The organism is Kitasatospora sp. MMS16-BH015, assembly GCF_002943525.1.
Taxonomy (GTDB): Bacteria; Actinomycetota; Actinomycetes; order Streptomycetales; family Streptomycetaceae; genus Kitasatospora.
Genome location: NZ_CP025394.1, coordinates 2,453,666 through 2,466,285, shown reverse-complemented (window position 1 = coordinate 2,466,285; position 12,620 = coordinate 2,453,666). Strand labels below are relative to the sequence as shown.

Sequence of the window (12,620 nt, the reverse complement as noted above, 5' to 3'; positions counted from 1 at the left end):
ACGGCTGATCAGGAGTCGAGCCAGAGGCGCGAGCCGCCGTGCCGCAGGCGCAGCAGGAAGGCGAGGGCGCCGGAGTAGCCGGTGCCGTAGGCGGGGGCGAGTCCGAGGCCGGTTTCGTCGGGGAGCACCAGCAGGCCGTCGCGCAGCCCGGCCCGAGCCAGGATCAGCCGGGCCAACTCCTCGGCGCCGGTGCGGTACCGGGGGGCCCCGGTGGCCTCGGCGAGGTCGAGCAGGAACTCGCCGTTGCCGGCCAGGCCGTGGCAGGCGCTGGTGCCGCTGTGCCAGCGGCCGGCCAGTACGGCCTCGCCCGCGCCGAGCGCGAGGCGCCGGGCATCGGGGTCGCCGGTGGCCTGCCAGAGCCGGATCAGGAAGCTGCCGACCCCGGAGGAGCCGTTGCACCAGTGCTGGAGCCGGATGTGCTCCGGGTCTCCCGCACTCTGCGGCCACCAGCAGGTACTGTCGCCCTCGGTGGTCCTGACGGTCGCGGCCAGGGTGCGGGCGGCGCGCAGGGCGGCCTCCGGGCGGCCGGCGGCCAGCAGGTACGCGCCGATGCCCGCCACGCCGTGGCCGTAGCCGAGGTGGGTGACTCCGGCCAGGCTGGAGTCGAAGGTCTTGGGGACGGACCAGACGGTGCCGTAGGGCTCCTCATGGGCGGCGCCGAGCAGTCCGTCGGCGCAGACCGCGGCCCGGTCCAGGTAGTCGGCGGCGCCGGTGGAGCGGTGCAGGCGCAGCTGCAGGAAGCCGGCTCCGGCGGCGCCGTGGCAGACGTCCGGATTCGGCCAGACGTACGGCACCGTCCGGGCCAGGGTGACGGCGCGGGCGGCGAGTCGTGCGTCGCCGAGGGCTTCGGCGGCGTCCAGCAGGGCCCAGGCGATGCCGGAGCGGCCGAAGTGCAGGCCGGGCAGCGCGGTCGGCTCGGCGGCGCACCGCCGCTCGATCCAGTCGGCGGCCAACGCGGCCGTCTCCAGGGCGAGTTCACGCTCCACGCCGGGCAGTGAACCGGTGCCGACGGCCCGGGCCAGCACGGCGAGCACGCCGGCGGCGCCGTGCTGCACGTTGCACGGGTCGGTGAGCTGTCCGGCGGGCACGGTGGGCCAGAGCCGGTCCCGGCGCTCGGGGGTGGCGGTGGCGGCGAGGTGCCGCAGGCCGTCCCGGATCACCCGGTCGACCAGCTGGTCGGCGAGCGGGGTGACCGGCGCGGGGTGGCCGACGGGTGCGGCGGCGCAGCCGGTCAGGGCCTCCTTGACCCGGGCCAGGCTCCAGCGCCGGCCGGGGTCCTCGGCGCGCAGCGCGAGGATCACCGGGGCGAGCCGGCGGGCGGTGTCGCCGTTGCGGGCGGCCAGCTCCAGCCAGCGGCCGATCCGGTCGCCGGCCGGGCGCGGCAGCGGGGTGTCCTCCGGCAGCAGCGGGTCATGGCCGGTGGCGAGCAGGAAGAAGAGGCCGCCGAGGGCGTAGAGGTCGGCGCTGTGGTCGGCCACGGCGGTGGTGTCGCCGGGCCCCTGCTCGGGCGCCCGGTAGCCGGGGGTGCCGGCCGTACCGGCGGTGCTGCCCGCCGTGGCGGCCAACTCCAGGTCGACGAAACGGAGTTCGCCGTCGGGCTGGACCATCACATTGGTCGGTGACAGGTCGCGCAGCACCAGGCCCTGGGCGTGCACCCGCTGGAGCTGTTCGGTCAGCGCCAGCGCGATCGGCCCTGCCTCGGCCCAGGCGACGTCCGGGGTGCCGTCCCGCCGCAGGCGGCCGGCCACCCAGCTCGCGAGCGGGAGGCCGGGGATCCGCTCCTGGATCAGGAAGAGGTTGTCGTCCTGCTCGATCAGCTCGATCGGACGGGGGGTGAGCCGCTGCCCGTCCAGCCGGGTGAGCAGCATCGCCTCGTGCCGCAGCGCGGTGCGCGCCTCGCGGCCGGAGCGGTCCACCTCGATGTGGGCGCGGGCCTGCTTGACCACCACCTCGGCGCCGCTGTCCACGGCCTTGCCGAGGAAGATCCCGCCCTTGGTGCTGTGCCGCACGGCCGCCGTCAGCGCGTACCGCCCGCCGAGCAGCACCCCGCCCCCGCGCGGCTTCCCGGCCCCACCTGCGGCAGCATCTTGGGCTGCGGCGGTGCCGGCGGTCGACCCCCTCCCCTCGACGGGGTCGACCAGCCAGGGCGGACATCGGTAGCCCGCCGTCCGCAGATCCTCCGCCCGCTGCCCGTCCGGGCCGGTCAGCATCGAACGGTAGGCACCGTCGTTGCCCAGCTCGGCGCGGCCGGTGAAGACGCCGTACCGGTAGGAGACCCGGCTGCCCGGCGCGTACGGCCGGTCGGAGAGCACCCCGGGGCCGGGCAGGTCCTCGGTGGCCCGGTGCAGCCGCTCGGCCAGCCGGCCGAACTGTGCCTCGTCGGCGGGGTACGCGGTGATGTACTTGCCGGCCGAACCGCGCTCGCTGTTGCGGGAGTTGACCTCGTGCAGACGCTCCCGGTCGGCGGCGAACTTGAAGGTGCACGGGTCGTCCGCGAGGACACCCGCGACGGCCGCCAGCACCTGCTCGGCCACCTCGGCGGCCGCGCTGACGTGCAGCTTCCACCCCTGGACGGGCGGCGCCGTCCGCGTACCGAGCGGCCGAGCCGTGCACCAGAAGCCCTCGACGGTGAACTCCCACCCACCGTCGCCTCCCCGGCTCCCGGCGCCGTGCACGGCCGCCCGGGCGACCTCCACCAACGTGCCGTCCACATTCGGCTCGTCGTCCACCGACCCCGGCCCCCCTGCCATGCGAAACGGTGTGCCCGCCCTCATCTGCCACACCCTTTCGTCGTGATCGCCGAGGGCACCCGCGCAGGCGGGAACCCCGGCTCGAATCGGTCTACGGAAGTACGAGAGCCACCCCGGCCGCGCTGCCTTGATGTACCCGGACGGGACACTCCACCGGTGTGCGGTGTGTGCCGGCCCGGGGGCCGCGACCCGGTCGGTGAACCGGTCTGGACCCGGTCGGTGACCGGGCGGTGCGGCCTGGCGGTGCGCCCTTCCCGACCCCCCTGGTCGAGGCAACTCTCGTTCGCACCACTGAAGTTACTTTCGGGGGCGGTGTGGCTCAACGCCTCGGGAGTCACTTCACCCGTAAGGGTGATCTCGATTCGTTTTCGAATGCGCGCCACCGGGTGCGTGTGGCCTGTGACACCACGGCGGGCCTCCCGGGGGGCTGCCGCCGGAGTGCGCGGAACACGTCCGCAGACCCTCGTGCGCCGGTTGACGAGCGGCTGTGCGGTGCCCGCTCGGTTGCCCGGACCGGCCTCGGACCGGGCAACGACCGGCCTCGGACCGGCCCCGACCGGCCGGGACGCGGCCCGCCGCCCCCCGCCGGGGCCCGGCCTGCTCCCCGCGCGCGGTAGTCTCAACAGGTGCCGAAACTGTCCGACGTCATCAGCGTGCTCGAAGAGCTGTACCCGCCACGGTGGGCGGAATCCTGGGATGCCGTCGGCCTGGTCTGCGGAGACACCGACGCCCAGGTCACCCGCGTCCTGCTGGCCGTGGACCCCGTGCAGACGGTGGTCGACGAGGCGGTGGAGTGGGGAGCCGACCTGGTGGTCACCCATCACCCCCTCTATCTGCGCGGCACCACCAGTGTGGCCACCACGCACTTCAAGGGGCGGGTGGTGCACTCGCTGATCCGCGCGGGCATCGCCCTGCACGTGGCCCACACCAACGCCGACCACGCCGACCCGGGCGTCTCCGACGCGCTGGCCGAGGCCGTCGGCCTGCGGGTGCTCGGCCCGCTCATCCCGGACCCGACCGACCCGGCGGGCCGCCGGGGCACCGGCCGGATCGGCGTCCTGGAGCCTCCGCTGACCCTCTCCGCCTTCGCCGCCCAGGTCGCCGCCGGGCTGCCGGCCACGGCCGCCGGGGTGCGGGTGGCGGGTGACGTGGACCGGCTGATCAGCCGGGTCGCCGTCTGCGGCGGCTCGGGGGACAGCTTCTTCGGCGAGGTCCGGGCCGCCGGGGTGGACGCGTACGTGACGGCCGACCTGCGCCACCACCCGGCCTCCGAGGCCGTCGAGGCGGCCCCGGTCGCGCTGGTGGACGCCGCGCACTGGGCCACCGAGTGGCCCTGGCTGCGGCTGGCCGAGCGCGGCCTGCTCGCCGCCGCCCAGCAGCAGGGCTGGCAACTGGAGACCCGGGTCTCCGAGCGGGTCACCGACCCGTGGACGGCCCACGCCCCGATGCACCGGCCCGACCCCGACGGCCCACCGGCCGCCTGACCCCCGGGGCTCGAGAGCTTGACGGCTTCACCGCCCGACGGCCCCGGTGGGCCGCACCGCCCTACGGCCCCACCGGCCCACGGCCCCAGCGGCTCGATGCCGCACCAGACTTGTCCGACTGACCTGACGATCCCACAGGAGTTCCCCGCTTGAACGCCGCGCCCGCCGACCAGATCCGCCTGCTCGACCTGCAGGCCATCGACTCCCGCCTCGACCAGCTGGCCCACCGGCGCCGCAGCCTGCCCGAGCACGCCGAGATCGACCAGGCCACCGCCGACCACACCGCCCTCACCTCCCTGGTCGTCGCCGCCCAGGCCCAGCAGGGCGACACCGAGCGCGAGCTCGCCAAGGCCGAGGCCGACGTGGAGCAGGTGCGCGCCCGCGCCGCCCGCAACCAGCAGCGCCTCGACTCCGGCACCGGCTCACCGAAGGACCTGGAGAACCTCCAGCACGAGATCGCCTCGCTGGCCAAGCGTCAGGGCGACCTCGAGGAGGTCGTGCTGGAGATCATGGAGCGGATGGAGTCCGCCCAGGGCCGGGTCGCCGAGCTGACCGCGCGCCTGGAGCACTCCACCGTGGTGCTGCGCGAGGCCGAGGGCCGCCGCGACGCCTCGTTCGCCGAGATCGACGCGGACGTGGAGAAGGTCAAGCGCGACCGCGAGACCGTCGCCGCCGTCATCCCGGCCGACCTGCTCAAGCTCTACACCCGCCTGCGCGAGCAGCAGGGCGGCGTCGGCGCGGCCCGGCTCTACCAGCGCCGTTGCGAGGGCTGCCGGGTCGAGTTCGCCACCGCGGACCTCAACGTGATCAAGGCCGAGCCCAAGGACGCCGTGGTCCGCTGCGAGAACTGCGGCCGCATCCTGGTCCGCACCGCCGAGAGCGCCTGATCCGGTGGGGGGCCGCAGGTTCATCGTCGAGGCGGACGGCGGCTCCCGGGGCAACCCGGGCCCGGCGGGGTACGGCGCGGTGGTCCGCGACGGCGACACCGGGCAGATCATCGCCGAGGCTGCCGAGTTCATCGGACACGCCACCAACAACGTGGCCGAGTACCGGGGTCTGATCGCGGGGCTGAAGGCCGCCCGCGAGCTGGACCCGGACGCCGCGGTGGACGTCCGGATGGACTCCAAGCTCGTGGTCGAGCAGATGTCGGGGCGCTGGAAGATCAAGCACCCCGGCATGCAGCCGCTGGCCGCCGAGGCCCGCACGGTGCTGCCGCGCGCCCAGGTCAGCTACACCTGGATCCCGCGCGAGCGGAACAAGGAGGCGGACCGGCTGGCCAACGAGGCGATGGACGCCGGCAAGGCCGGCAAGCAGTGGGAGCCCGGTGGTTCCCGGGAGTCCGGGGCCGCCCGTCCGACCGCCCCCGTGGACGGACCGCTGCCGGCCCCCGCCGCCCCCAAGGCGGGGTGGGCCGCCCCGGCCGACCTCGGCACCCCCACCACTTTCGTGCTGCTCCGGCACGGCGAGACCCCGCTCACGCCGGAGAAGCGCTTCTCCGGCAGCGGCGGCTCCGACCCGGAGCTCTCCGAGAAGGGCCACTGGCAGGCGAACCGGGCCGCCGAGGCGCTGGCCGCGCGCGGCTCGATCCAGGCCGTGGTCTGCTCGCCGATGCGGCGCACCCGGCAGACCGCCGAGGCCGTCGCCCAGCGGCTCGGCCTCGAACTGCGCACCGAGGAGGGTCTGCGCGAACTCGACTTCGGCGCCTGGGAGGGCCTCACCTTCGCCGAGGTCCAGGACCGCCACCCGGAGGACCTCGCCGCCTGGCTCGGCTCCGCCAAGGCCAAGCCCACCGGCTCCGCCGAGTCCTTCACCACCCTGACCCACCGGGTCGGCGTGGCCCGCGACAAGCTCCTCGCCCGCTACTCCGGCAAGACCGTCCTGGTCGTCTCCCACGTGAGCCCGATCAAGACCCTGGTCCGCCTCGCGCTCGGCGCGCCGCCCGACTCGCTCTACCGGATGGAACTCTCGGCGGCCTCCTTCTGCGCGGTCCAGTACTACGCGGACGGCAACGCCTCGCTCCGGCTGATGAACGACACCTCGCACCTGCGGTGATTCTTCTCAGATGATTCTTCTCAGGGGTGCGAGGAACCGCGCGCCCAGCCCCTGACCGCCCGTACTGTTCGCACGCCGGCCCGGTGGCACCATCCGATGACGGTGCAACCGGGCCTTCTGCGTCAGGCGACCGCTACGCCTCTCCCGCCCTCGCGCAGTTCCCCGCGCCCCTCACTACCGCAGTGGCCGACCAACTCCGCAAAAGCCTCCCCGGCCGTCGCGAACTCCGCCGCCCCGACCAGGTACTTCTCGGCGCGGTCGGACACGTCGTCCCAGTCCTCCCAGGTGTGCGCCCGCAGCAGCGCCTGCCCGCACCGGTTGCACCCGATCCACGGCACCAGCACCAGCCCGCCGCTCCCCGGGAGCACCTCCTCCTCGTCGAGCAGCCGCACCACGGCCGGCACCCCGTCCCCGAGGCAGCGCAGCAGCCCGGGCGTGATCCGCTCCCGGACGCCCTGCTCCTCCGCGAGCACCGACAGCCGCACCCGGTCCATCCCGCTGAGGGGCACCTGGTAGGCCAGCAGTCCCTCGACCAGCTCGGCCAACCCGTCGGTCGTTGCCGCCTCGGGCAGCTGCTCGGCCAGCCGCTGCACCAGGGTCGCGTCCCCGGCCATCAGTGGATCTCGTCCACGACGACGTCCAGCTGCCAGGTCTTGCGCGCGGTGCCCTCGGCCGAGACCTCGACCCGGTAGCCCAGCCCGGTCAGCGCGTCCACCAGCTCACCGGGGGAGGCGGGCTCGGCGCCGGCCACCAGCAGGTCACGCACGATCCGGCCCTTGGTCGCCTTGTTGAAGTGGCTCACCACGGAACGCTTGAGCACCCCGTCCACCTCGCGCTCGTGCAGCACCCGCACGGTGGCGGTCCGCCCGATGAGCTCACCGGCGGGCTTCCAGGCGGCGGCGTACGCGGAACTCCGCAGGTCGAGCACCAGCCCGCGGCCGGCCGCGGCGGGCAGCGCCTCGCCCAACTGCCCACGCCAGTACGCGCCGAGCGCGCCGAGCGGCGGCAGCTTCACGCCCATCGAGCAGCGGTACGGCGGGATCCGGTCACCGATCCGGACGGCACCCCAGAGCCCGGAGAACACCAGCAGCGTACGCTCGGCCCGCGCGTACGCGGCCTCGTCCAGCTTGGCCAGCCCGAGCGCGTCGAACAGCACCCCGGTGTACACCTCGCCGGCGGGCAGCGCCCCGGCCTCGCGCAGCCCGGCGTTGCGGGCGATCTCCCCACGCAGGCCCTTGCTGAGCCCGAGCACCTCCTGCGCCACGTCCGGGTCGCCCTGGCAGAGCTCGACCAACGCATCGAGCACGGCGGCCCGCGCGCCCGTCAGCTCGGCGGACGAGAGCCCGTCCAGCGCCAGCGGCGCGCCCGCCCCCGAGTCCGCTTTCCCCTCCGACGGCGGCAGCAACACCAGCACAGCGGCACTCCTCAACACTTTGTGGCACAGCGACCCCGCCACTCTACTGGCCGACCCTCGCTGACCAGGCCGTACCACGGCCCTACATTTACCTCCGTTGTACTTTTACGCTCACGGCACCTTTGCTCTCGAATCCCATCTGCCCTCGCTTCACTTTTACCCTCGACGTACTTTTGCCATGACTGCACTCTTGCCACCACTGCACCCTTGCCCTCGTCGCATGCTTACGCTCGCCGCATCTTTGCCCTCGCCGTAACTTTCCCCCTGCCGCGCGGCACCCCGCTCCCGCCCCACCCCCGCCGTAGGCTGCGGACATGCCCCGCCGTCAGCTGACCGTCCGGGTCGCCGACCCCACCCGGATCAACGCCGAACTCGCCGAGCTCCGCACCCAGCTCGACCTCCCCACCGAGTGGCCCCCGGCCGCCCTCGCCGAGGCCGAACAGGCCGCCGCCGCACCCCGCCTGCCCGCTCTGGACGCCACCGACCTCCCCCTCTTCACGGTCGACCCGCCCGGTTCGCGCGATCTCGACCAGGCCATGCACCTCTCCCGCCGTGGCACCGGCTACCGCGTCCACTACGCGATCGCCGACGTGTCGGCCTTCCTCCACCCCGGCAGCGCGCTCGACGCGGAGGCCCACCGCCGGGTGCAGACCCTCTACCTCCCCGACGGCCGGATCCCGCTCCACCCCGAGCGCCTCGCCGAGGACGCCGCCAGCCTGCTCCCCGGCGAGCTGCGCCCGGCCCTGCTCTGGCAGCTCGACCTCGACGCGGACGGCGCCGTCGTCCTCGCCGACCTGCGCCGCGCCCAGGTCCGCTCCCGCCGTCGGCTCGACTACGCGGAGGTCCAGCGGGCCGTCGACTTCAACGGCGACGAGCAGCTCGGTCTGCTGGCCGTGATCGGGCGGCTGCGCGAGGAGCAGGAGCGGGCTCGGGGCGGGATCAGCCTGCCGCTGCCCGAGCAGGAGGTCGAGCAGTTGGACGGCGGCTACGGCCTGACCTACCGCGCACCGCTGCCCGCCGACGGCTGGAACGCCCAGATCTCGCTGCTCACCGGCATGGCCGCCGCCGAGTTGATGCTGGACGCCGGCGTCGGCCTGCTCCGCACCCTCCCCGGCGCGCCCGAATCCGGGTACGCCCGCCTGCGCCGGATCGCCAAGGCGCTGGCCGTGGACTGGCCCGAGACCATGCCCTACCCCGAGCTGATCCGCAGCCTCGACCCGTCCCGGGCCGAACACGCCGCCTTCCTCAATGCCTGTACCGGCCTGCTCCGCGGCGCCGGCTACCACTCCTTCGACACCGCCCAGGGCCTGCCCGTCCCGGCGGACCCCGGCCACGCCGCGCTCGCCGCGCCGTACGCGCACTGCACGGCCCCGCTGCGCCGCCTCGCCGACCGGTACGCGCTGGAGATCTGCGCGGCGGTCGCCGGCGGCGCCGAACTGCCCGCCTGGGTGGGGGAGCAGCTGCCGAGCCTGCCCGGCGTGATGGCCGGCGGTGAACGGCGGGCCCGCGCCGTGGAGCGGGCCTGCGTCGACCTGGTGGAGAGCGAGGTGCTGCTCGGCCGCGAGGGCGAGCTGTTCGACGCCGTGGTGATCGAGGTCGACGACCGCAAGCCCCAGCGCGGCACCGTCCAACTCCGCGACCCCGCCGTGGTCGCCGCCTGCGAGGCCGACGTGACCCTCCCCCTGGGCGAACGCCTCCGCGTCCGCCTCACCACCGCCGACCCCGTCGCCCGCACCGTCCGCTTCGCCGCCGCCTGACCGCCTGCCCGCCCGCCCGGAAGCACTCACCGGGGAGGCCCACCCCACCAATCAAACCGATAAACCGATGACAACGCCCACCGGCCATCTGAGAGCATCGCCAGGTGATGCCCCGGGGGTCCACCGCACCGCACGCCCAGCCGGCCGAACCGACCGACAGCCGCCGCCGACGGCTGCTGGTCCTCACGGTCTGCTGCCTGAGCCTGTTCCTCGTCTGCCTGGACACCACGGCGGTGAACATCGCCCTGCCCGCCCTGCGCCACGCCCTGCACGCGCCCGCCGCCGGGCTCCAGTGGACGGTCGACGCCTACACCCTGGTCCTCGCGGTCCTGCTCATCCCGGCCGGGTCGGTGGCCGACCGGCTCGGGCGGCGGCGGGTGTTCCGGGTCGGGTTGCTGGTCTTCGTGCTCGGTTCGCTGCTCTGCAGCCTCGCCCCCGGCCTCGGCTGGCTGATCGGCTTCCGGGCGCTCCAAGCCGTCGGCGGGTCGATGCTCAACCCCGTGGCCATGTCGATCATCACCAACACCTTCACCGACCCCCGCGAGCGGGCCCAGGCGATCGGGGCCTGGGGCGGGGTGGTCGGGCTGGCGATGGCGCTCGGCCCGCTGATCGGCGGCTTCCTGGTCTCGGCGGCCGGTTGGCAGTGGATCTTCCTGGTGAACGTCCCGGTCGGCCTGGCCGTCTTCGCGCTGACCTTCCGTCACGTCCCGGAATCCCGTGCGCCGCGCCCCCGCCGACTCGACCCGGTCGGCCAACTGCTGCTCGTCCTGCTGCTCGGCGGCGGCACGGCCGCCATCATCGAGGGCCCGGGTCAGGGCTGGCACTCCCCGGTGGTCCTGCTGCTCGCCGCCCTCGCGCTGGCCGCCCTGCTGGCCTTCCCCCGCTGGGAACGCCGCACCGCCGAACCCCTGATCGACCCCCGCTTCTTCGCCAGCGTCCCCTTCACCGGCGCGGTGGCGGCCGCGATCAGCGCCTGCGCGGCGCTCGGCGGCTTCCTCTTCCTCTCCACCGTGTACCTCCAGGAGGTCCGCCACCTCGGCCCGGTCCAGGCCGGGCTGCACACCCTCCCGATGGCTGCCCTGATGTTCGTCGGCGGGCCGGTCTCCGGCTGGACGGTCGGCCGGTACGGGCCCCGGCCGCCGCTCCTGGTCGCCGGGGCGGCGATCTGCGCCAGCGGGTTGCTGCTCGTCCGCCTGAGCCCGGCGACCCCCACCCCGCAACTGCTGCTCGCCTACGCCCTCTTCGGGCTCGGCTTCGGCGTGGTCAACGCCCCCATCACCAACTCGGCGGTCGCCGGCATGCCCAGCAGCCGGGCGGGGGTGGCGGCGGGGGTGGCCTCCACCAGCCGCCAGGTCGGGCAGTCGCTCGGCGTGGCGGTGATCGGTTCGGTGGTCAGCGCGGCCGTCTCCAGCGCGGCCGGCACCGACTTCACGGCCGCCAGCCACACCGGCTGGTGGATCGTCACCGGCCTCGGCGCGGCCGTCCTGCTGCTCGCCCTGGCCACCACCACCCCGTGGGCGGCCCGCACCGCCCACCGGGTGGCGGCCCGACTCGACCCGGCCCCGGTACGGGAGGCCCCCGCCGAGCGGCTACCATGACCAGTACGGCGGACGAGCCGGCCGGGCGGTCGCGACGGGTCCTTCACGGGGCCCGCCGAGGAACGTCCGGGCTCCACAGAGCAGGGTGGTGGGTAACGCCCACCCGGGGTGACCCGCGGGACAGTGCCACAGAAAACAGACCGCCTACCTCGGTAGGTAAGGGTGAAACGGTGGTGTAAGAGACCACCAGCGACCGAGGTGACTCGGCCGGCTCGGTAAACCCCACCCGGAGCAAGGTCAAGATCGGTGCCTCCGGGCACCGTGCGCGGATGTTCGAGGGCTGCTCGCCCGAGTCCGCGGGTAGACCGCACGAGGCTGTCGGCAACGGCAGCCCTAGATGGATGACCGCCTCCCCGGGCCGCGCAAGCACCCCGGGAGACAGAACCCGGCGTACAGGCCGACTCGTCCGTCGGTCATCTGCGAGAGGCCCTCTGATCCGTGTTCTTACAGGTCAGAGGGCCTTTGCGTGGCCGGTGGCCGGTGGCCGGTGGCCGGTGGCCGGCGGTCGGGCCAGGCGGAGCAGGGGGCAGGCGAAGGTGCCGGGGCGTCAGGTGTGGTCCCGGGAAATGCGGTGGCGAGTGGATCTTCGCGTGGGCCATGCTGGCCGTTCCACGTACCCGCGAGCCCGTCTCGTGAGCCGTCCCGCTGAGCCCCGGCGGTGAAGCACAGCCCTGCTCCGGAGGATTCCCATGGCCCTGCTCGACCTGGCCGCACTGAACTCGGCCACGAAGTACCCGTCGATCCCCACGCACCACGAGCTCGACCCGAAGAACGGCGGTCTGCTCGAGAACCCCACCGCGTTCACGGGCGAGGTGGTCCTCACCGAGAAGGTCGACGGGACCAACGGGCGCATCGTCCTGCTGCCCGACGGGGACTACTTCATCGGCTCCCGGGAGGAACTGCTGCACGCCCGGGGTGACCGGGTGTCCAATCCGGCCCTGGGCATCGTGGCGGCGCTCCGGCCGCTCGCCGACCGGTTGAAGGGGCGTCCGGCCGACGGCATCCTGGTGTACTTCCTCGAGGTGTACGGTCACCGGGTCGGCGCGGCGGCCAAGCAGTACACGGCAGGCGGAAACGTCGGTCACCGCCTGTTCGACCTCGCCCGGGTGCCCGAGGAGGCCCTTGGCTGGGACCGGGAGCGGATCGCCCAGTGGCGTGACGGCGGCGGCCAGTACTGGTCGTCCGAGGCCGACCTGCAGCGCGCGGCGGAGGCCGAGGGCATCGAGGTGACCCCGCGTCTGGGCACCGTCCCGGCCGGACAGCTGCCGACCGGCATCGAGGAGACTCACAGCTGGCTGAACGCGATGCTGCCCGACACCCGGGTGGCCCTCGACGAGGGCGCGGGCGGCCGGCCGGAGGGGATCGTCCTGCGCACCCCGGACCGTTCGTTGATCTCGAAGGCCCGGTTCCAGGACTACGAGCGCACGCTCAAGCGCCGCGCACAGCGCCGCTGATCCATCCGACACCGGCTCGGCACTGCCCACCTGCTCCTTCGGAGCCGGCCGGGGATCTCGCCCGGTAGCTGGATGAGGACGAGGGAAGGCCCCGGCCTGCGTCTTCGCAGA

9 protein-coding genes and 1 other RNA gene are annotated in these 12,620 nt (G+C 74.2%); 7 read left to right on the top strand and 3 right to left on the bottom strand.

Annotated elements, in window-relative coordinates; all coding sequences use genetic code 11:
* Nucleotides 1–8 precede the first annotated feature (8 nt).
* Nucleotides 9–2,750 (bottom strand): class IV lanthionine synthetase LanL, encoded by a 2,742-nt coding sequence (gene lanL / locus CFP65_RS10640; protein ID WP_158702125.1) that lies wholly within the window; start codon nt 2,748–2,750, stop codon nt 9–11.
* 626 nt (nt 2,751–3,376) lie between these two features.
* Between lanL and CFP65_RS10635 the strand changes: the two genes are divergently transcribed.
* The 3 genes from CFP65_RS10635 to CFP65_RS10625 all read left to right on the top strand — a co-directional run bounded on the left by CFP65_RS10635 (nt 3,377) and on the right by CFP65_RS10625 (nt 6,286).
* On the top strand, nt 3,377–4,234 hold the full coding sequence (locus CFP65_RS10635) for a Nif3-like dinuclear metal center hexameric protein (RefSeq protein WP_104815875.1): 858 nt from the start codon (nt 3,377–3,379) through the stop codon (nt 4,232–4,234).
* Between the two features lie 149 nt (nt 4,235–4,383).
* The gene (locus CFP65_RS10630) at nt 4,384–5,121 is read left to right on the top strand and encodes a zinc ribbon domain-containing protein (protein WP_104815874.1); all 738 of its coding nucleotides are present in this window, start codon (nt 4,384–4,386) and stop codon (nt 5,119–5,121) included.
* A 4-nt stretch (nt 5,122–5,125) separates the two neighbouring features.
* Nucleotides 5,126–6,286 carry a bifunctional RNase H/acid phosphatase gene (locus tag CFP65_RS10625; RefSeq protein WP_104815873.1) on the top strand — a complete coding sequence of 387 codons (1,161 nt, stop codon included), beginning with the start codon at nt 5,126–5,128 and terminating at the stop codon, nt 6,284–6,286.
* Nucleotides 6,287–6,408: 122 nt separating this feature from the next.
* On the opposite strand, the gene CFP65_RS10620 is transcribed toward CFP65_RS10625, so the two are convergent.
* Nucleotides 6,409–6,900: a hypothetical protein gene (locus CFP65_RS10620; RefSeq protein WP_104815872.1), complete on the bottom strand. Its 492-nt coding sequence runs from the start codon at nt 6,898–6,900 to the stop codon at nt 6,409–6,411.
* On the bottom strand, nt 6,900–7,700 hold the full coding sequence (gene yaaA, locus CFP65_RS10615) for a peroxide stress protein YaaA (protein WP_104815871.1): 801 nt from the start codon (nt 7,698–7,700) through the stop codon (nt 6,900–6,902). Before yaaA ends, CFP65_RS10620 begins: the two co-directional genes overlap by 1 nt.
* Before the next feature lie 314 nt (nt 7,701–8,014).
* Here yaaA and CFP65_RS10610 point away from each other — a divergent pair, with 314 nt between their 5' ends.
* The 4 genes from CFP65_RS10610 to CFP65_RS10595 all read left to right on the top strand — a co-directional run bounded on the left by CFP65_RS10610 (nt 8,015) and on the right by CFP65_RS10595 (nt 12,509).
* Nucleotides 8,015–9,457 carry an RNB domain-containing ribonuclease gene (locus tag CFP65_RS10610; protein WP_104815870.1) on the top strand — a complete coding sequence of 481 codons (1,443 nt, stop codon included), beginning with the start codon at nt 8,015–8,017 and terminating at the stop codon, nt 9,455–9,457.
* A 107-nt stretch (nt 9,458–9,564) separates the two neighbouring features.
* A complete protein-coding gene (locus CFP65_RS10605; protein ID WP_174805631.1) occupies nt 9,565–11,055 on the top strand; it encodes an MFS transporter in 1,491 nt (496 codons plus the stop codon).
* Nucleotides 11,056–11,068: 13 nt separating this feature from the next.
* Nucleotides 11,069–11,464: RNase P RNA component class A (gene rnpB, locus CFP65_RS10600), an RNA gene on the top strand.
* 280 nt (nt 11,465–11,744) lie between these two features.
* On the top strand, nt 11,745–12,509 hold the full coding sequence (locus CFP65_RS10595) for an RNA ligase family protein (RefSeq protein ID WP_104815869.1): 765 nt from the start codon (nt 11,745–11,747) through the stop codon (nt 12,507–12,509).
* Nucleotides 12,510–12,620: the final 111 nt, after the last annotated feature.

Bases quoted from the DNA above. Each gene is read 5' to 3' on its own strand.
- lanL (WP_158702125.1), bottom strand. From the start codon at position 2,750: ATGGCAGGGGGGCCGGGGTCGGTGGACGACGAGCCGAATGTGGACGGC.
- CFP65_RS10620 (WP_104815872.1), bottom strand. From the start codon at position 6,900: ATGGCCGGGGACGCGACCCTGGTGCAGCGGCTGGCCGAGCAGCTGCCC.
- CFP65_RS10610 (WP_104815870.1), top strand. From the start codon at position 8,015: ATGCCCCGCCGTCAGCTGACCGTCCGGGTCGCCGACCCCACCCGGATC.
- CFP65_RS10605 (WP_174805631.1), top strand. From the start codon at position 9,565: ATGCCCCGGGGGTCCACCGCACCGCACGCCCAGCCGGCCGAACCGACC.
- CFP65_RS10595 (WP_104815869.1), top strand. From the start codon at position 11,745: ATGGCCCTGCTCGACCTGGCCGCACTGAACTCGGCCACGAAGTACCCG.